Origin of the sequence: Nocardioides sp. (assembly GCF_036405735.1) — a bacterium.
In the GTDB taxonomy this organism is placed as follows: domain Bacteria; phylum Actinomycetota; class Actinomycetes; order Propionibacteriales; family Nocardioidaceae; genus Nocardioides.
Genome location: NZ_DASWXC010000059.1, coordinates 1 through 18,708, shown reverse-complemented (window position 1 = coordinate 18,708; position 18,708 = coordinate 1). Strand labels below are relative to the sequence as shown.

15 protein-coding genes are annotated in these 18,708 nt (G+C 73.5%); 5 read left to right on the top strand and 10 right to left on the bottom strand.

Features of this window, described 5'->3' with window-relative positions:
• Positions 1-33: 33 nt before the first annotated feature.
• The 5 genes from VGE38_RS09680 to VGE38_RS09660 all read right to left on the bottom strand — a co-directional run bounded on the left by VGE38_RS09680 (position 34) and on the right by VGE38_RS09660 (position 6,540).
• The gene (locus VGE38_RS09680) at positions 34-3,966 is read right to left on the bottom strand and encodes a glycosyltransferase (RefSeq protein WP_331142332.1); all 3,933 of its coding nucleotides are present in this window, start codon (positions 3,964-3,966) and stop codon (positions 34-36) included.
• Positions 3,967-4,086: 120 nt separating this feature from the next.
• The gene (gene mutM / locus VGE38_RS09675; protein WP_331142331.1) at positions 4,087-4,974 is read right to left on the bottom strand and encodes a bifunctional DNA-formamidopyrimidine glycosylase/DNA-(apurinic or apyrimidinic site) lyase; all 888 of its coding nucleotides are present in this window, start codon (positions 4,972-4,974) and stop codon (positions 4,087-4,089) included.
• The gene (rnc, locus tag VGE38_RS09670; RefSeq protein WP_331142347.1) at positions 4,975-5,658 is read right to left on the bottom strand and encodes a ribonuclease III; all 684 of its coding nucleotides are present in this window, start codon (positions 5,656-5,658) and stop codon (positions 4,975-4,977) included. It abuts the gene before it with no gap.
• A 78-nt stretch (positions 5,659-5,736) separates the two neighbouring features.
• Positions 5,737-5,922, bottom strand: coding sequence for a 50S ribosomal protein L32 (rpmF, locus tag VGE38_RS09665; protein WP_331142330.1), 186 nt, complete (start codon positions 5,920-5,922; stop codon positions 5,737-5,739).
• A gap of 69 nt (positions 5,923-5,991) precedes the next feature.
• Positions 5,992-6,540: a YceD family protein gene (locus VGE38_RS09660; protein WP_331142329.1), complete on the bottom strand. Its 549-nt coding sequence runs from the start codon at positions 6,538-6,540 to the stop codon at positions 5,992-5,994.
• Between the two features lie 151 nt (positions 6,541-6,691).
• Here VGE38_RS09660 and VGE38_RS09655 point away from each other — a divergent pair, with 151 nt between their 5' ends.
• Together VGE38_RS09655 and VGE38_RS09650 are read left to right on the top strand one after the other, a co-directional pair.
• Positions 6,692-9,448, top strand: coding sequence for a YfhO family protein (locus VGE38_RS09655; protein ID WP_331142328.1), 2,757 nt, complete (start codon positions 6,692-6,694; stop codon positions 9,446-9,448).
• 36 nt (positions 9,449-9,484) lie between these two features.
• Positions 9,485-10,480: a glycosyltransferase family 2 protein gene (locus tag VGE38_RS09650; protein WP_331142327.1), complete on the top strand. Its 996-nt coding sequence runs from the start codon at positions 9,485-9,487 to the stop codon at positions 10,478-10,480.
• On the opposite strand, the gene VGE38_RS09645 is transcribed toward VGE38_RS09650, so the two are convergent.
• Complete coding sequence (locus tag VGE38_RS09645; protein WP_331142326.1) at positions 10,477-11,433, bottom strand: lysylphosphatidylglycerol synthase domain-containing protein; 957 nt, start codon at positions 11,431-11,433, stop codon at positions 10,477-10,479. The two genes, VGE38_RS09650 and VGE38_RS09645, sit on opposite strands and share 4 nt — an antisense overlap.
• A gap of 72 nt (positions 11,434-11,505) precedes the next feature.
• Here VGE38_RS09645 and VGE38_RS09640 point away from each other — a divergent pair, with 72 nt between their 5' ends.
• A complete protein-coding gene (locus VGE38_RS09640; protein WP_331142325.1) occupies positions 11,506-12,633 on the top strand; it encodes a glycosyltransferase in 1,128 nt (375 codons plus the stop codon).
• A complete protein-coding gene (locus tag VGE38_RS09635; protein WP_331142324.1) occupies positions 12,630-13,373 on the top strand; it encodes a class I SAM-dependent methyltransferase in 744 nt (247 codons plus the stop codon). Before VGE38_RS09640 ends, VGE38_RS09635 begins: the two co-directional genes overlap by 4 nt.
• Positions 13,374-13,384: 11 nt before the next feature.
• Here VGE38_RS09635 and coaD read toward each other — a convergent pair whose 3' ends face one another.
• From coaD to fakA, 4 genes are read right to left on the bottom strand one after another with little or no spacing between them, the layout of a single operon-like run.
• Positions 13,385-13,867: a pantetheine-phosphate adenylyltransferase gene (gene coaD / locus VGE38_RS09630; protein ID WP_331142323.1), complete on the bottom strand. Its 483-nt coding sequence runs from the start codon at positions 13,865-13,867 to the stop codon at positions 13,385-13,387.
• Positions 13,868-13,877: 10 nt separating this feature from the next.
• Positions 13,878-14,480 (bottom strand): 16S rRNA (guanine(966)-N(2))-methyltransferase RsmD, encoded by a 603-nt coding sequence (gene rsmD / locus VGE38_RS09625; protein ID WP_331142322.1) that lies wholly within the window; start codon positions 14,478-14,480, stop codon positions 13,878-13,880.
• A complete protein-coding gene (locus VGE38_RS09620) occupies positions 14,477-16,729 on the bottom strand; it encodes an ATP-dependent DNA helicase RecG (RefSeq protein ID WP_331142321.1) in 2,253 nt (750 codons plus the stop codon). The genes rsmD and VGE38_RS09620 overlap by 4 nt, the downstream gene beginning before the upstream one ends.
• Positions 16,730-16,740: 11 nt before the next feature.
• A complete protein-coding gene (gene fakA / locus VGE38_RS09615; RefSeq protein WP_331142320.1) occupies positions 16,741-18,375 on the bottom strand; it encodes a fatty acid kinase ATP-binding subunit FakA in 1,635 nt (544 codons plus the stop codon).
• Between the two features lie 206 nt (positions 18,376-18,581).
• On the opposite strand from fakA, the gene rpmB reads away from it, so the two are divergent.
• Positions 18,582-18,708 (top strand): 50S ribosomal protein L28 (gene rpmB / locus VGE38_RS09610; RefSeq protein ID WP_331142346.1); only part of this gene is annotated, 127 nt, incomplete at its 3' end.

Below are 18,708 nucleotides of genomic sequence, written 5' to 3'. Positions count from 1 at the left end.
GATGCGGGACTACTCAGGGCTGATCAGGGCTCCTCAGACGGGGTCGGCGAGGGCAGAGTAGTCGAGCACGCTGATCGAGCGCGAGTACTGCCGGGCAGCCGTCTCGGTCACGATGTCGACCCCGGCGCGGCGGTCCTCCGCGACCAACGGCGTCGGCAGCCGGAAGGAGCGGATCGCGACCCGCTCCTCGGTGAGATCGGCGAGGTTCCCGAGCAGGGTCGAGACGTTCCCCACGAACCGGCTCGGGCAGGTGCCGATCTGTGCCGCGACCAGCTCGAAGGGCAGGTCGAAGACCAGCACCTCGCACATCGAGCGCAGCACCTCGAGCTTCTCCGGGCGCTCCCAGCGGTGGGCGACGTAGCCGACGGTCGCGTCGGGGCACCATCGTCGCGCCTCCTCGACCAGCTCCACCGCCAGCTCCAGGTCACCGGAGGTGACCACGCCCGCCTCCAGCAGGGGCGAGCCGACGACGAACACCATCGAGTCGTCGAGGGCGATCTCCCTGAAGCGCTCGCGCAGCAGTGCTCGCGTGTTCGGGATGACGATGTCGCCCGCGGCCGCCCTCACCTGGTCCGCGAAGGTGGTGAAGAAGGTCATCTGCGGCACCGGCCGGTGGTCGAGCCCGTCGGGGGCCGGCTCCCCGGCCCGTGCGGCCAGCTCTCGCGGCCGGTCGATCCCCATCGTGGCGCTCCCGTCGTCGACGAGCACCACGTCCGGTCCCTGGAGTCCGAGCTCGTTGAGGAGCTGCCAGAGCACGGCGGCGTTGTACTCGCCGAACACGAACCGCCGCATCGGGAGGTAGGGCAGCAGCGCCTGCGTGAGCTCGGGGAACATGACCGTCGTGGACCAGTCCGGAGTCTTCCAACCGCCCGTGAGCCGCTGCGCGAAGGTCGGTACGCCGGGCAGCACCAGCTCGAGCACGCGGTACATCTGCTCGATGTTCTGCTCGTTGAGGCAGTGGTCCACGATGACGAGGTCCGGCGTGACGCCGGTCGCCGCGCAGTACTCCGCCAGGTTGAGGACCTGGAGCGGCGACCGGACGTGTCCGACCGTCGAACCCTTCTGCTGCGAGGTGCGGGTCGCCGCCCGCTGCGGGGCGGCGCCGACGTCGGCCTGGGTGGCCGGGGCCGGCGGCTCGTCCGTGCCTGCGCCGGTGGCCACCCGGTCCCTCACGGTCTCCGGCGCCCCTGCGGCGCTCAGCCGTCGCAGGTAGGCCTCCTGCTGCAGTCCATCAGCGAACTCGATGTGGTCGGCGAGCACCGCGATCGCGAGCTCGGCGAAGGCACCGAGGGTCTCCGGCACCTCCGTCAGCTCGGGGACGGCGGCTGCCAGCGCGCCGGTCAGCACCGTGAAGATCTCGTCGGGGACCACCGCGGCCTTGCCACCGTCACCGCCGGCCAGGCCGCGGCGGGCGACCCGCACCGACCCGAGGTGAGCGGTCCACGGCCAGTCGGGGCGCGCGATCTTGAGCATCGCGGCCAACAGGTGCTCCAACGGGCCGTCGGCATCGCTGCGCAGGGAGCCGAGCCGCTCCACGTAGGCGGGGTGGGCAGCGAGATAGTCCCGGATCTCGCTGCTGACCCGGCCCACCACCTGCCACGAGGTGGGATCGGCCGGCAGGGTGATGACCCCGGTGAGGACCTCGTCGAGCGTCGCGCGCAGGTCCGCGTCCTTCCGGGGGCCCTGCGAGCGGGCGACGACGGCGGCGGGGACGCCCGCGCCGACCAGGCGCCGGGCGGTGGCCGGGTCGCTGGCGTCGAGGAAGGCGAGCTGGCCGCCCATCCCCTCCTGAAGCGCGGCCCAGGGCACCGCACCGAGCTCACGCCGTCGCACCTCGGCGATCACCCGCTGTCGCGTCTCGGCATCCTGGCGCGCCGTGCTCACGACGCTGCTCCAGAAGAACTCGCACACCCGGTCGCACGCCTTCAGCGTCGCCGGCTCGCTGGTGTGGCTGCTCGCGTGCCGCATCTGCTCGATGGCCTCGAGCTTGTTGATGACGAGCGTGTCCCAGGGGTCGCCCCCGGACCGGGTGATCGTTCCGGCGCGCTGCACCCAGAGGTAGGCCGAGTCCTCCCGGAAGTCGGTGACGGTGAGGCTCGCTCCCGAGCGGGCGAGGACCTCCATCCAGAAGACCGTGTCGTCGGCGTACTTGATGCTCGGGTCGAAGCGGACCTCGCCGATCACGCTGCGCTCGGCGATCTTGGCCCATGCCGGGTTGATGGCCGGCCACAGGTCGGCGTTGCTGGCCGCCCCGCGGGGCTTCCCGGCGTACTGCCGCGGGATCGTGGTCAGCCAGGAGTCCTCGTCGATCCGGTCGAGCGCCCCCTCGACCACGATGCCGACCCGGCCGTAGGGCACCTGGCCGGGGGCGGCGGCGTCCCAGAGCGCCTCGAGGTAGCGGGGCTGCAGCCGGTCGTCGTCGTCGACGAAGCCGACCCAGTCGGCGATCGGACCCGCCGCTCCGTCGAGCACGATGTTGCGCGCGTTCTGGGCGCTGGCCACCTCGGTCTCGATGAGCCGGACCTGGTACGCCGGGTGCGCAGCCTGCCACTCCGCGACGATGCGCGGGGTGTCGGTCGGCGGGCCGTTCTGCACGACGACCACGTCGAACATGTCGGGCGGCAGCGTCTGCGCGGCGAGGTCGTCCAAGCAGGTCGTGATCCGGTCCGCGCCCTGGTAGGTGGGGACGATGATCGTGATCTGCGAGCCCTCCCCGACGCCCTCGGGGCGTGGCACGCTGGCCGCGAGGGGCCCGCCCTCCTCGACGACCTCGGAGTGCGCCCGCAACGCGTCGCCGTGCAGCGCCAGCGTCGAGCGGGCGGACCTGCGGATGTGGACGGCCCGCGGCCCGTACTGCACGACGATCGTCGCCACGACGCGCTCACGCAGGCCCTGCTGCACCGGCACGCCGCGCTCGGCGAGGCCGCGGAAGATCGGCTCGAGCCCGACCTCGACGCCGTCGGCGATCAGCAGGTCGTCGCCGATCACCAGCGTGTCGATCGCGTCGGGCAGACGGTCGACCAGCCACCAGTGCGCCGGACCGGCGGCCGACGGGTTCTCGCGCAGCCACGGGACCTGCTCGATGACACCGGGCGTCGGCGCCGGAAGCTTCGGCTCGAGCGCGGCGTTCGCCGCCCAGTCGTCCCGGAGCGCGAGTGCCTTGGCGGGCTCGGCGGCCGGCCGCGGCGGCGGCTGTCCCCCTTCCGCCAGGGACGCGCGCGCCAGCTCGCGGGAGCGCAGCAGCGGCGTGGCGCCGACGAGAGCGGATCGCGAGCGCTGCGAGCTGAGCAGCGATCCTGAGCGGTTGAACCGGTAGTACAGCATGGTGCCGGGCACCGTCCGGTGCCGCACGCCGGCATGGAGCGTCGTGCTGTTCCACTGCCAGTCCTCCGAGCCGAAGCCGGCCGGGGTCGGCTGGTACGGGAACCGCTGCCGCAGCTCGCGGTGGGCCATCGCGAAGGCGTCCCACAGGTTGTTCTCCGCGAGGGCCCAGGCCCGGTAGGACGCGTCGTCGACATCGGGGTTGCGGGCGATCGCGAAGATGCCCTCGAAGAAGAGCTGGAGCTCGGGATGAGCGACGGCGCCCGGCTCCTCCCGCAACAGGGCGTACGCCTCGGCGATCCAGTTGGCGGAGATCAGGTTGTCGCCGTCGAGCGTGCCGACGAACTCCGCGGTGGTGTGCTCCAAGCCGCTGTTGCGCGCTAGGCCGAGGTCGCCATGATCGGTCTCGACGATCTCGATCCGCGCTGCCGCTGCCAGCGGGCCGCCCGCAGCCCTGGCCTGCTGGGCGACGGTCCGCGTCGCCTCGTCGGCCCGGTCGAGCACGATGACGACCTCGGTGCCGATGCCGCGCTCGGCGGCGTGGGCGAGGGCACGTCCCAGCGAGCCGAGGGTCGCGAGGGCCAGCTCGCCCTCCGCGTGGAGGTTGAGGATGAGCGCCACCTCGGCAGCACGCGAGTCGATCATTGTCCTCCGTTTCGGGGTCCGGCGGCCGCGGTCGTGAGTCGCCGGAGACACCCATCGGCGGTGCCGGCGGTGACATGACCGGTTCGCACCCAACCCCGGGGTCGGGCTAGCCCGTCCGGACTAGGAGCGCCGGACCCGCGGCGCCGGCTGGCACACCGGACAAAAGTACGAGGAGCGGTTCGCGAACGCGATGCGCCGGATCGGCGTGCCGCACCGCTCGCACGGCTCGTCCTCGCGTCCGTAGGCGTGCAGCGAGCGGTCGAAGTAGCCCGACTCGCCGTTCACGTTGACGTAGAGCGCGTCGAAGGAGGTGCCACCCTGGGCGAGCGCGGCGAGCATCACCGCCCGCGCGTTCTGGAGCAGCTCGCGGACCTGGGTCGCGGTCAGCCGGCTGCCGGGCCGCTCGCCGTGGAGCCGACTGCGCCACAGCGCCTCGTCGGCGTAGATGTTGCCCACACCCGACACGACCGTCTGGTCGAGCAGCAGCCGCTTGACGCCGCTGCCGGAGCGGCGGATCCGGCGTACGACGGCCTCCTCGTCGAACTCCGGGTCGATCGGGTCGCGCGCGATGTGGGCGATCTCGGGCGGCAGCTGGGCGCCACCGGGGCTCAGGGCGAGACCGCCGAACATCCGCTGGTCGACGAAGCGCAGCTCGAGTGGTCTCGATGCGCCGCCTCGTCCCTCGGCGGCTACTCGACCAGCGAGGGAGAAGCGGACCCGCAGGTGACGCTCGGCGGCAGCCTCGGGCGGCTGCACGAGCAGCTGGCCGCTCATCCCGAGGTGGCCGAGCACGGCGTTGCCGTCGTCCAGCGGCAGCCAGAGGTACTTGCCGCGGCGCCGGGCCGCGACGAAGGTGCGCCCGGCCAGCGCGGCGGCGAAGGCCGCGGGGCCGCCGGGGTCGCGCCGCAGCGGACGCGGGTGGAGCACGTCGACCGCGGTGACGGTCGCGCCCACGACGTGGCGCTCGAGGCCGGCGCGGACGACCTCGACCTCGGGCAGCTCCGGCATCTACTCGCCGGCGGCGAGCTCGGAGGGCCGGGCCGCCTGGCTGTCGGCGTCGGTGGCGTCGGTGGCGTCGAGCTCGCCGTACGCCGTCTCCGCGGCGGCCTGCTCGGCCTCCTTCTTGGAGCGGCCGACGCCGTTGCCGTAGAGCTGCTCGCCCACCCGGACCTGGGCGGTGAAGGTCTTCATGTGGTCGGGACCCTCGTCGGCGAGGACGTACTCGGGCACGCCGAGGCCGCGCTCGGCGGCCAGCTCCTGCAAGGAGGTCTTCCAGTCCAGCCCGGCACCGAGCGCCGAGGCGGCCTCGATCAGCGGGTCGAAGAGGCGGTGGACCAGGGCCGAGGAGGTGTCGATGCCGCCACTGAGGTGCACCGCACCGATGACGGCCTCGACCGTGTCGGACACGATCGAGGCCTTGTTGCGCCCGCCCGTGGACTCCTCGCCCCGGCCGAGCTTGATGTGCTCACCCAGCCCGATGGCCCGGCCGACCTCGGCCAGTGCGCGGGCGTTCACCACGGCCGCGCGGAGCTTGGCCAGGCGGCCCTCCGAGAGGTCGGGGTGGATCAGGTAGAGCGTCTCGGTGACCACGACGCCCAGCACCGCGTCACCCAGGAACTCCAGCCGCTCGTTGGTGGGCAGGCCACCGTGCTCGTAGGCGTAGGAGCGGTGGGTGAGGGCGCGCTCGAGCAGCTCGGGGTCCAGTATCGGATCCCCGAGCGCTGCTCGCAGCTCGGCGTAGTTGGTCAGTGGACCGTGCCGATCAGGCGATCAGAGGACCTGGCGGCGGTCGGCCTTGGCGCCGTACTGACCGCACTCACCGCACGCACGGTGCGGGAGGTGCTTGGCACCGCAGGCGGGGTTGGCGCAGGTGACCAGGGTCGGCGCGACGGCCTTCCAGGCAGACCGACGGTGACGCGTGTTGCTGCGCGACATCTTCCGCTTCGGAACAGCCACTTCTCTCTCCTCAATCAAACAGCCGGATCGGATGTCCGGCCGAAACTCGTCGGGGCGACCGGCGGTCGCCTAGTCCTGACCGGGCTCCCGGCCAGGGTCCTGCTGGTCCTGCTGCAGCTCGGCCAGCCCGGCCCAGCGCGGGTCGATCGCAGCCTCGTGACTGTGGTCGGGATCGTCGGCCAGGCGTGCCCCGCACTCGGTGCACAGTCCCGGACAGTCGTCCTGGCACAGCGGCTGGAACGGCAGCGCAAGCACCACCGCGTCCCGCAGCAGGGGCTCCAGGTCGACCAGGTCGTCCCGCAGCATGCTGACCTCGTCGTCCTCGGAGACGTCCCTGGCGTCACGGATGTCGTCGTACATGTACAGCTCCTGGAACCGAACCTCGATCTCGTCGGAGATCGGCTCCAGGCACCGCACGCACTCACCCTCGAGGTCGGCCGTGGCCGTCCCCGTGACAAGAACGCCCTCCATGACCGCCTCGAGGCGCAGGTCCAGCTGGACCGGCGCACCCTCGGGGACACTGAGGACTTCGATGCCCAGATCTGCCGGGGCCGGCACCGACAGTGTCACCTCACGCTGGGACCCCGGGCGGCGGCCGAGCTCGCGGGTGTCGAGCACGAGCGGCGCTCTCGGGTCCAGGCTGGTCAGGGGATCACTTCCGGTTCCGGGCACAACAGATCGACGAGAATCGTAACCGGCTGCCCGGGGCGGAGCCAAAACGCTCACCAGCCGGGCCGTCCGGTCACGACGCACCCCTAGGATCCCACGGGTGACCAGGCGCGTGCGGCTCGACCGGCTAGCGGAGGCCCTCGCCTGGCTCGGAGTGCTCGGCTTCGTGGCGCTGACCATCGGCCCGGCACTGCTCGGACGAGGCGTGCTCGCCGACGTGGACTACCTGCGCACGCTGCTGCCGTGGCGGGTCGACGGGTCCGCGGCGGGCACATCGGCGCTGTTCTGTCGCGGCGACACCCTGGACTCGGTGCTCCCGGCCATGCAGTTCGCCGCGACCTCGCTGCGCGAGGGAACCTTCCCCACCTGGTCGCCCTACGAGGCGGGCGGCACGCCGTTCGCCGCCAAGCCCGACTACGCGCTGCTGAGCCCGCTGTCGTGGCCCTACCTGCTGCTACCGCTGTGGCTGGCACCGGCGTTCGTGAAGCTGACCGAGTTCGCGGTGGCCGTGGCCGGGATGGTCGCCTTCCTCGGTCGCCACGGCGTACGCCGGCCGGCGGCTCTCCTCGCCGGCGTGGTGTTCGCCGGCTCCGGGTTCATGGTCATGTGGACCAACTGGCCGCAGACCCGGGTGGCGGCGCTGATCCCCGCGCTGTTCTGGGCGATCGAGAGGGTCGCCGCGGGACGCGGCCCCCGTGACGTCGCCTGGCTGGGCCTGGTCGTGGCGTCGATGCTGCTGGGCGGCTTCCCGGCGGTGACCCTCTTCGCGCTGAGCGCCGGGGCGGTCTACGTGATGGTCCGCGGCGTCCAGGAGGCGCGGCGTGCTGGGGGCACCTCGTGGCGGGTGCTGCTCACCGCGGGCGGGTGTGCCGCCGGCGGCGTCGGGCTGGGCGCCGCCCTCCCGGCCCTGCAGCTGCTGCCATTCGCCCGCGACCTGGACACCCTGGGCCTGTCGCACCGGCCGTTCGGGGGCGTCCCGCTGCCCACCGGCGCCTTCGTCACCACGATCGCGCCCTCCGTGCACGGCCTGTGCCGCGGCGGTGACTGGGTCGGGCCGCTGATCCCGATCGAGCGAACGGCGTTCATCGGCGGCGCCGCGCTCCTGCTCGCCGTCTGCGCCGTGCTGTTGCGACGCGGTCGCGACGGCGAGAGCGGCCCCCGTGGTCCTGCGGTGCTGCTGGGGTCGCTCTTCGCCGGCACGGTGGTTGCCGTCTTCGTGGACTCACCGCTGGTCCGCGCGCTGGGCGAGCTGCCGTTCTACTCCTCGAACCTGATCTGGCGCGCCACCTCCGTGGTGGGGTTCCTCGGCGCCGCCCTGGCCGGCATCGGCCTGGACCGGCTGGCCTCGGCGCGGCCGGGCCGGCCGCGCGCCGTCACGATGCTGGTGACGCTCGGGGTCGCGGTCGCGAGCGGCGGGTTCCTCGCCTGGACCGTGCACGAGGGTCGCGAGGACGCGGCGGCCCACGACATCGTCACCCGCTACGACGCCGCCCTGCGCGTGCCGTTGGCGCTCGGGGCCGGCGCCGTCGTCTGCGTGGTCGTCGCCGTGCTGGCCCGCGGCTGGCTGCGCGCCCTCGCACTCCTGCTCGTCGGGGTGCTGGTCGTCGGGCAGACCACCGCGTTCGCACGCGCCGGGCTCCCGCTGAGCCAGCGCGCCAACTTCTACCCCGCCACGGCGACCCATCTCTACCTGCAGCAGCACCTCGACGGGCAGCGGTACGCCGCCGGTGACTGGACCACCTATCCCGCGACCGCGGACTACTACGGCCTGCGCACACCGGTCGGTCACCAGTTCGTCGAGGAGCGCTGGGGCGACCTGCTGCGCGCCGTCGACCCGGACGTGTTCCTGACGCCGACCTTCACCCGGTTCTCGGCGGCGGTCGACGTCGACCGCGTCGCCTCCGATCCCGTCCTCGACCGGCTGGCCGTGCGCTACTGGGTCACCCCGTCGATCGCCGTGGCCGGAACGCCCGACCGCGGGCGACCGGACGGCACCGTGACGCTCACCGAGGGCACGCCGCTGTCCTGCGTGGTGCCCGGAGGCCCCCTGGCCGGGATCGCCGTGGGCCTGCCGCAGCGACCCGACGTGGTCCCCGGCGGAGGGCGGCTGCACGTGCGCGTCATGACGCCCGCCGGGCCGGCCGAGACGAGCCGGCCGCTGGGCCGCGACGCCGTCGGTCCCACCCGGGTGGCCGTCGTCGGTGACGCGCTGCCTCCGGATCCGGTCGCCGTCGAGGTGTGGGCCACCGGCCTGCGCGCGCCCCTCGTCCTCGACGCCGCTGGCGGCTCGCCGCTGTGCCGCGCGGTGCGACCCGAGCCGGGCGGGTTGCGGCTGGCCCATGCGGCGACCGGTGCGCTGGTCTACGAGCGGCCCACCGCGCTGCCCCGGATCCGCTGGGCCGGCACCAGTCGGGTCGTCCCGGTCGACGAGCAGGTGGCGGATCTGGCCGCCGGCCTGCCCAGCGACACCGTGCTTCTCGACTCATCCGATGCCCCGGCCGCGGACGGCGCCACGGGCACCGTCGAGGTGCTCACCGACGAGCCGGGCAGGATCCGGGCCAAGGTGACGGCGTCGGGCACCGGCTACCTCGTCGTGGCCGACGCCCTGCGGCGCGCCGGCTGGCACGCCACCGTCGACGGAGAGCCGGCGCGCATCGAGACGGCCGACCACGCGTTCGGGGGCGTGGCGGTGACCGTCGGGACGCATGAGGTCGAGCTTCGCTACCACGCCCCCGGCCTCCGCACCGGTGCGGTCGTCTCGGTCGCCGCCCTGCTGGTGACCGCGGTGCTGTTCCTGGCGCCCTGGATCCGCCGACGGGTGCGCGGCCGGCGCCGGCGTACGACCGCCGACACGTAGACCCGACACGTAGACCCGACACGTAGACTCGGTGGGGTGCGCCTCGTCGTCCAGATCCCCTGCCTGAACGAGGAGGAGACCCTCCCCGCCGTCCTCGCCACCATCCCGCGGGAGATCCCCGGGGTCGACGAGATCGTCATCCTCGTCGTCGACGACGGCTGCACCGACCGCACCGTCGAGGTCGCCCGGGAGCACGGCGTGACGCAGTTCGTGCACCACGTCCGCAACCAGGGGCTCGGCCGGTCCTTCCACGACGGCGTCGCGCGGGCGCTGGAACTGGGCGCCGACATCCTCGTCAACACCGACGGTGACAACCAGTACCCCCAGGAGCGGATCGCGGACCTGGTCCAGCCGATCCTGCGTCGCGAGGCCGACATCGTCATCGCCGACCGCCAGGTCCATCTGGTCGAGCACTTCTCGCCGCTGAAGAAGCAGCTGCAGAAGGTCGGCAGCGCCGTGGTGAACCGCGCCGCCGGCACCACGCTCCCGGACGCGGCGAGCGGCTTCCGTGCCTACTCGCGGGAGAGCCTGCTCATGCTGAACACGATCACCCGGTTCAGCTACTGCATGGAGACGATCATCCAGGCGGGCAACAAGCAGCTGAAGATCGCCAGCATCCCGGTCCTGACGAACGCCAAGACCCGCGAGTCCCGACTGTTCAGGTCGATGCCGGAGCACATCTTGAAGTCCGCGGCGGCGATCATCCGCTCGTTCATGATGTACAAGCCGTACGTCCTGTTCGCCTGGCTGACGACCTTCTTCGGCGTGCTGGGCCTGATCCCGTTCGTGCGCTACGGCGTGCTGTGGCTCGGCGACCGCGAGGGCGGCCACCTGCAGTCGCTGCTGCTGGGTTCGCTGCTGCTGATCATCGCGTTCATGAGCCTGATGCTCGGCGTGGTGGCCGACCTGATCCGGACCAACCGCATCCTCATCGAGGACAACCTGGAGCACACCAAGCGGGCCAGGTTCGGCACCGCGGGCACCGAGCCGGTGCCTGACCGGGGCGCCGACCGGGGCATCGAGCGCCGCTAGTCGGCGCTCGGCACCGGGGCCTGTCGCAGCTGGGTCAGCGCCAGCCCGATGTCGCACACCGTCGCGACGGTCCGGGTGATGAGGGCGACCAGCAGCGCCTCTGGCACGGAGACCACGCCCGCCAGGCACACGACGAGCACCGCCTCGCGGACGCCGGCGCCCGCCGGCACCACGACCGCGAGCATGCCGAGGCTGTAGGCCAGGGCATACCCACCGATCGCGGCCGCGAGCGCGCGACCCGGCGGAGCGTCGAGGCCCACCAGCAGGAACCACACCTGAAGGCCCAGCAGCAGCCACACCACGACCTGCAGGACCAGCGCGCGCCGCAGGCCCGGCCAGGAGGGCAGTGCGGCCAGGGGCTCGCGGCGCGCCAGCCGCAGGCCGAAGGCCAGCACCCGACCCAGCACCGGCGGGTGCAGGGCGGCGTAGCAGGCCGGCAACAGCAGCGCCGCCCACCAGTAGCGGTGCAGCGCGTCCGGCCCCGCGAACGGCAGCAGCAGCACGGCGAGCGACACACCGCCGGTCACGGAGACCGCCAGGACCAGCACGCCCACGGTCACCGACACCCGGCGCGGCACGCGATAGGCCCGTCCGAGCTCCATCTGCCCGAGCACCGACCAGATCGGACCCGGCAGGTACTTGCCCAGCTGGCTGAGGAAGAAGATCCGGGCGGCCGCCCGCAACGGCAGCGGGGCGCCGAGCTCCGCCATCAGCACGCGCCAGGTCAGCAACCCGGCGAAGCCCGCGGCGACGGCCGGGACGAGCGAGGCCGCCAGCGCCCAGGCGTCGAGCGTGCGCAGCCCGTCCGCCAGCTCATGGCGGTGGCGCACCACGGTGTGGACGGCGACCGCCAGGACGGCGAGCAGGACCAGGCGGGTGAGCCACCGGCGCCCGCGTCCGCTGCGAGCGGGACGGCTCGTGGAGTCGTCGGCGAGCGGCTCCGGGTTCGGCACCGTGCGACGCTATCAAGCCGGCTCCTCCTGCCGACCCACCGGACGACCGCGGATGTCGACTAGCCTGACCGGGTGCGGCTGCTGGCGTTCGGGACCTACGACGTGCAGGCCCATCCCCGCGTCGCCGTCCTCATCGAGGGTCTGCGCGCGCACGGTCACGAGGTCGTCGAAGTCAACGCCCCGCTCGGGCTGGACACCGCCCAGCGAGTCGCCATGCTCCGCCAGCCGTGGCGGCTGCCGTTGCTCGCGCTGCGGCTGCTGCGCTGCTGGGTCACGCTCGCGGTGCGGTCCCGGGCCGCCGTACGACGGGGGCGGCCGGACGCCGTACTGGTCGGCTATCTCGGCCACTTCGACGTGCACCTGGCGCGGCTGCTGTTCCGCGGCGTACCGCTCGTGCTCGACCATCTGGTCTCCGCCGCCGGCACCGCACGCGACCGCGGGCTGGCCGGCTCCGGCGGCCTCAAGACGCGGCTGCTCGGCCGGCTGGACCGGGCCGCGGTCGCCGCGGCGGACGTCGTGGTCGTCGACACCGTCGAGCACCGGGCAGCGCTGCCCCAGGAGCTGCGCGACCGGGCCGTGGTCTGCCCGGTCGGGGCGACCGACGCCTGGTTCGCCGTCGGACAGCGAGCGCTCACCCGGCCCGCATCCCGCCCGTTGCGGGTGGTGTTCGTCGGAGTCTTCACGCCGCTGCACGGCACCCCGGTGATCGCCGAGGCCATCGCCGCGCTGGCCGGCGACGACGGCATCGAGTTCACGATGGTGGGCACGGGACAGGAGCACGCCGCCGCCCGGCGCCTGGCCGCCGGGAACCCTCGGGTGACGTGGCTCGACTGGGTGCCCGGACCCCAGCTGCCCGGCCTGGTCGCCGGGCACGACGTCAGTCTCGGGATCGTCGGCACCACCGCGAAGGCGCTCGCCGTCGTCCCCACGAAGGCCTACCAGGGGGCGGCGGCCGGCTGTGTGGTCCTCACCTCCGACACCCCGCCACAGCGCGCGGCGCTGGAGGGCGCCGCGCTGCTGGTGCCGCCCGGCGACGCTGCCGCCCTCGCCGGTGCGTTGCGTAGCCTGGCGGCCGACCCGGCCCGGACCGATGCTCTGCGTCGCGCGGCACACGACCGGGCGGTGGCACGGTTCACCGCCGCCGCCGTGGTCACCCCGATCCTCGACCGCCTGTCCGCCTCCCAGGAGACCACTCGATGACCACGACCGCTCCGCTGCCGCCTCTCGCGATCCGCGCCTGGCTCCGCTACGACGTCGTACGGCGGCTGCTGGACCGGCTCGCGCCGAGGACCGCGCTGGAGATCGGCTGCGGACAGGGCGCGTTCGGCGCCCGGCTGGCGGAGCGGGCCTCCTACCTCGGCGTCGAGCCCGACGACCACTCCCACGCGGTCGCCGCCAGCCGCATCGAGCCGCGCGGCGGGCGGGTGCTGCACGGCACCCACGCGGTCGTGCCCGAGGGCAGCGAGTTCGACCTGGTCTGCGCGTTCGAGGTGCTCGAGCACATCGAGGACGACCGCGGCGCGCTGGCCGACTGGGTGCGCCTCGTGCGGCCCGGCGGGCACCTGCTGCTCTCCGTGCCGGCGTTCCAGGAGCGGTTCGGCCCGATGGACACCCACGCCGGGCACTTCCGGCGCTACTCCCCCACCGAGCTGCGTGACCGGCTCACCGAGGCCGGGCTCACCGACGTGGAGATCACCGTCTACGGCTGGCCGCTGGGCTACGCGCTGGAGGCGGTCCGCAACCGCATCGACGCCAAGAAGCTCGCCCGGGTCGGGGACGCGTCGATGGCCGACCTGACGCACGCCAGCGGCCGGACCTTCCAGCCGCAGACCCGGCGTACCGGCACCCTGATCGCGGCCGCCACCACGCCGTGGCGGCTGCTGCAGCGCACCACCACCACGCGCGGCACCGGGCTGGTCGCCGTGGCGCGCCGCCCCTAGGCGCGAACGACTCAGGCGCGGTCGGCGAGCTTCTCGGCCAGCCGGGCCGCGACGGGCGCCGGCACGAGGGCGGAGACGTCGCCGCCCAGCGTCGCGACCTCCTTGATGAGGCTCGAGGAGACGAACGCGTTGCCCACCGCTCCGGGCAGGAAGACCGTCTCCACCCCCGTGAGGTGACGGTTCATCTGGGCCATCGGCAGCTCGTACTCGTAGTCGGTGGCGCCCCGCAGGCCCTTGACGATGGCGCCGGCGCCGATGTCGCGGCAGAAGTCGACGATCAGGCCGCTGAAGCCGGCGACGGTCACGTTGGACCAGGGCGCCACGGCCTCACGGAGCATCTCCAAGCGCTCCTCGGGGTCGAACAGCCGGCTCTTGGAGACGTTGACCCCGGTCGCGACGACGACCTCGTCGAAGAGCCCGGCCGCGCGGCCGATGATGTCGAGATGCCCGTTGGTGACGGGGTCGAACGAACCGGGGCAGACGGCACGGCGCATGGTGCAGACCCTAGTGCCCCGGCGAGCCGGGTCCGTGCGCCGAGGCGTCGGTCGGCGGCGCAGTGGCGTACCAGAGCGTGGTCTCGCCGTACTTGCGGCTGCGCACCGCCTCGAATCCGTGCGGCCACGCCGGCTCGGGGCTGCGCGAGGAGCGTTCGACCACCACCAGGGCGCCGGGAACCAGCCAGCCGTTCCCGGCCAGGGCGACCAGGTCGGCGGCCACGGCCTCCTCGGCGAGCGGGTACGGCGGGTCGGCGAACACGACGTCGTACGGCGCAGCCGGCGCGGCTCCCAGCGTGGCGCCGACCGACGCGCGGACGATGTTGGCCCTGCTGAACCCGAGCTCGCGGGCGTTGGACGCGATGAGCGCCGCCGTACGCCGGTCGGACTCCACCATCGTCACGACCCCGGCGCCGCGGCTCCACGCCTCCAGCCCGACCGCGCCCGAGCCGGCGTAGAGGTCCAGGAACCGCAGCCCCTGCAGCGAGCCGCACCAGGACTCCACCGCCGAGAACAGCGCCTCCCGGACCCGGTCGCTGGTCGGCCGGGTCTGCGCGCCGCGCGGTGTCGCGAGCCGCCGTCCTCCGGCGGAGCCGCCGATGATGCGGGTCACGACATCTCCAGGTAGTCGGCCTCGGTCGACCGCTCGATCTCCGCGACGGCGCGCGCCAGCAGCGGCGCGCTCGTCAGGTCGGCATCCTCGTCGAGCAGCGCGGCCGCCGCCGCGCGGGCCTCGACGATGGTCTTCTCGTCGCGCAGCACCCGCAGATTCTGCAGACTGGACCGGAACCCGGACTGGGAGGCCCCCAGCACGTCGCCCTCACGTCGCTGCTCGAGGTCGACCTGCGAGAGCGCGAAGCCGTCGTTCGTGGCCGCGACCGCCTCCAGGCGCTGCCGGGCCGGGCTCCCGGCCTCGGCGTGGCTCAGCAGCAGGCACAGGCCCGGCAGTCCACCCCGGCCGACACGGCCACGGAGCTGGTGCAGCTGGGAGACGCCGAACCGGTCGGCATCGAGGACCGCCATCACGGAGGCGTTGGCGACGTCGACGCCGACCTCGATCACGGTCGTGGAGACGAGCACGTCCACCTCGCCCGCGGCGAACGCGCGCATGGTGCGGTCCTTCTCGTCGGCGGCCATCCGGCCGTGCAGCGCGGCGACCCGCAGCCCCTTGAGCGGGCCGTTCGCGAGCTGCTCGACGACCTCCACCACGGCGCTCAGCGAGCCCGGCGTGGCCACCGCGCCGACCGGGTCGCCCTCCGCGTCGACGTCGACCGCGTCCTGCTCCCCCTGCTCGGACTCGTCGCCGCTGATGCGCGGCGCGACGACGTAGGCCTGGCGGCCGCGGCCGACCTCCTCGCGGATCCGCTCCCAGACGCGCGCCTCCCAGTGCGGCTGCTCGGCGAGCGGCACCAGGTTGGTCTGGATCGGCGCGCGGCCGGCGGGCAGCTCGCTGAGGGTCGACACCTCCAGGTCGCCGAAGACGGTCATCGCCACGGTCCGCGGGATGGGCGTGGCCGTCATGACCAGGACGTGCGGCGGCGTTCCGGCCCTGCCCTTGGTGCCGGTCAGCGCGGCGCGCTGCTCCACGCCGAAGCGGTGCTGCTCGTCGACCACGACCAGGCCGAGGTCGAGGAACTGCACCTTGTCCTGCAGCAGGGCGTGGGTGCCGACGACGATACCGGCCTCGCCGGTGGCGATCCGGCTCAGCGGCTCGGTGCGCTGGGTCTTGGTCATGGAGCCGGTCAGCAGCTCGACGCGGGTGGCCTCGTCGGCCGCCCCGAACTGGCCGGCCAACGCCAGGTCGCCCAGCATCGCGGTGATCGAGCGGTAGTGCTGCTGGGCCAGCACCTCGGTCGGGGCGAGCAGGGCGGCCTGGCCACCGGAGTCGACGACCCGCAGCATGGCGCGCAGCGCGACCAGCGTCTTGCCCGAGCCGACCTCGCCCTGGAGCAGCCGGTTCATCGGGTGCGGCTGGGCCAGGTCGTGCTCGATGTCGGCGCCGACCGCCTGCTGGCCGGGGGTGAGCGCGAACGGCAGCCGCGCGTCGAACGCCCCGAGCAGGTCGCTGCTCCCGCCCGTGCGAGCCTGGGCGCCGAGGCCCTGGACCGCGCGCCGGCGGCGCAGCAGGACCAACTGCAGCAGCAGCGCCTCCTCGAACCGGAACCGGCGCTGGGCACGCTTGACCTGGTCGTAGGACTCCGGCGCGTGGATCCAGTCGAAGGCGGTGCGCAGGTCCAGGACGTCGTACTGCTCCCGGAGCGGCTCCGGAACGGGGTCCCAGATGCCCGTCACGACGCTGCGGGCGAACCGCACCGCACGTTGGACGTCCCAGGACTCCACGCCGGCGGTGAGGGGGTAGAGCGGGAAGAGCTCGGTCAGCTCCTCGACCGACATCAACGCGTCCTCCGCGCTGTCCTTCGGGTCGCCGAACAGCACCAGCTGCGGGTTGGTGAGCTGCCACTCGCCGCGGAAGGACCCCGCCTTGCCGAGGAAGACGCCGGTCGTGCCGGTCGCGAGCCGCTTGGCGTTCCACTCGGCGGTGTGCTTGTGCTTGGCGAAGAACGTCATGCGCAGGTAGGGCCCCTGCGTGCGCAGCCGCACCTCGACGCGGTACGCCGGGCGGCCGGTGCGACGGTCGGTGTAGCTGCGCACCTCGCTGTCGACGACCTCCCCCACGACCGTGAGCAGGTCGCCCTCCCGCAGGTCGGAGACCTCCGAGAGCTCGCCGGTCTTCAGGTAGCGCCGCGGGAAGTGGTGGAGCAGGTCGCCGACGGTGCGCAGGTGCAGGCCCTTGATCATCTTGTCGGCCTTCTTGTGGCCGCCCAGCACCGCCTCGACCGGCGAGTCGAGCGTGATCGCCATCGTCTCGCCTCCTACTCGACCGAGACCAGCAGCGGGTAGCGCTGCTGCCCTCCGTCGTACACGACGACGTCGACAACCGGGTGGTGCTGCTCGACCCAGGCGGCGCACGCCGCGGCGAGCCGGCCGTCGCCGTCCTCCGCCCCGGACACCAGCGTGACGAGCTCGCCCCCGGCGGCGAGCAGCCGGGTGAGGACCTCGGTCGCGACCGAGGTCAGGTCGGCGCCGATGACGGCGAAGTCACCCTCGACCACGCCGAGCACGTCGCCCTCCTCGCACTGGCCGGCCATCGTCATCGCCCGCCGTGCGGCGACCGTCACCGCGCCGTGGCGGGTGTGCCGCGCCGTGGCGGTCATCTCCAGCACGTCGCGGTCGAAGGCGCGCCCCGGCTCGTGGACGGCCATCGCGGCCAGTCCCTGCACCTGCGCCCGGGTCGGGATGACCGCGACCTTGGTCCCGTGGTCGGCCTCCGCGGTGCGGGCGGCGACCTCGGCCACGCGCACCGTGTCGCCGTCGTTGGGCAGCACCACGACCTCGGCGGCGCGGCACTCCTCGATCGCGGCCAGCAGCTCACCCGTGGAGGGTCGCCGTCCCGGACCGCCGTCGACGACCAGCGCGCCGGCGTCCGCGAACAGTCCGTGCAGGCCGGCGCCGGCGGCCACGGCGACGACGCGGCGGCCCGTGCGCGCGGTCGGCGGCTGCTCGGTGACGGGCTGCTGGGCGAAGTGGGTGACCCGCACCCGGTGCGGCCGGCCGGCCGCGATGCCGGCCTCGATGGCGGCCCCCACGTCGTCGACGTGGACGTGGACGTGCCACAGGCCCTCACCGCCGACCACGACCAACGAGTCCCCCAGCCCGGCGAGGGTGGCGCGCAGCGTGGGCACGGCCGCGTCCGGAGCATCCAGCAGGAACATCACCTCGTAGGCGGGTCCCTCGGCCGACAGGTCGTGGCCCGGCCGCGGGACCGGGATGTGCCGGGCCGTCGCGATGGTGGTCGGTGTCGGGACCGGCCGGCGACCGGTCAGCGCCGTCTCCGCGGCGTCGAGGATGACGGTGATGCCGCGACCGCCGGCGTCCACGACGCCCGCCTCGGCGAGCAGCGGCAGCTGCTCCGGCGTACGGACCAGTGCCTCGCGCGCGGCCGCCGCGGCCGCACAGAACACATCGCCGGTGCGGGCATCGGGCTCCGCGGCGCGGTCGCGGGCGGCCGCGGCGGCGGCACGGGCCACGGTGAGCATGGTGCCCTCGACCGGCGTCCCCACGGCGGCGTACGCCGCGTCGCTGGCCTGCTGCAGCGCCTCCGCGACCACCACCGCGTGCCGCTCGTCGCCGACCGTCGCCAGCAGCCGGCGGGCGATCGCGCCGAGCATCTCGCTGAGGATGACCCCCGAGTTGCCGCGGGCGCCGAGCAGGGCGCCGCGGCCGAACTGCGCCAACGCCTCCCGGGGGCCGTGGCCGAGATGCTCCACCAGCGCGTCGCGGGCGGCGGACACGGTGAGGTACATGTTGGTGCCCGTGTCGCCGTCAGGCACGGGATAGACGTTGAGGGCGTCGACCTCCTCACGCGCCAGCGCGAGGGCGTCGGTGGCGAGATCGGCGAAACGAGCGACGAGCGCGACGTCGGGTCCGGCGTACGGCCCTGCCTGCATGCGCTCCCCCTGTCTGCTCCGCGTCCGCTCTTCGATGTCTCCGCCCGTATGATCGAGGCTGCCCACAGGCTAGTGGGCACCTCCGGACGGCCGCGATTTCCTCCCCCGGGTGGCGATCGGATACGCTCGTGCGGTTGCTCGTGCCGGACTCTCGTGTTCGCCGGCGACACATCGACCTAGCTAACGATTCACTTCAGGAGTTCACGGTGGCTGCCGTCTGCGACATCTGCGCCAAGAAGCCCGGCTTCGGCAACAACCGGCCGTGGTCGCGCAAGATCACGAAGCGTCGCTTCGACCCCAACATCCAGCGCGTCCGGGCCACCGTCAACGGCA

Bases quoted from the DNA above. Each gene is read 5' to 3' on its own strand.
- VGE38_RS09620 (WP_331142321.1), bottom strand. From the start codon at position 16,729: ATGGCGATCACGCTCGACTCGCCGGTCGAGGCGGTGCTGGGCGGCCAC.
- mutM (WP_331142331.1), bottom strand. From the start codon at position 4,974: ATGCCGGAGCTGCCCGAGGTCGAGGTCGTCCGCGCCGGCCTCGAGCGC.
- fakA (WP_331142320.1), bottom strand. From the start codon at position 18,375: ATGCAGGCAGGGCCGTACGCCGGACCCGACGTCGCGCTCGTCGCTCGT.
- VGE38_RS09680 (WP_331142332.1), bottom strand. From the start codon at position 3,966: ATGATCGACTCGCGTGCTGCCGAGGTGGCGCTCATCCTCAACCTCCAC.
- coaD (WP_331142323.1), bottom strand. From the start codon at position 13,867: ATGCGCCGTGCCGTCTGCCCCGGTTCGTTCGACCCCGTCACCAACGGG.
- VGE38_RS09635 (WP_331142324.1), top strand. From the start codon at position 12,630: ATGACCACGACCGCTCCGCTGCCGCCTCTCGCGATCCGCGCCTGGCTC.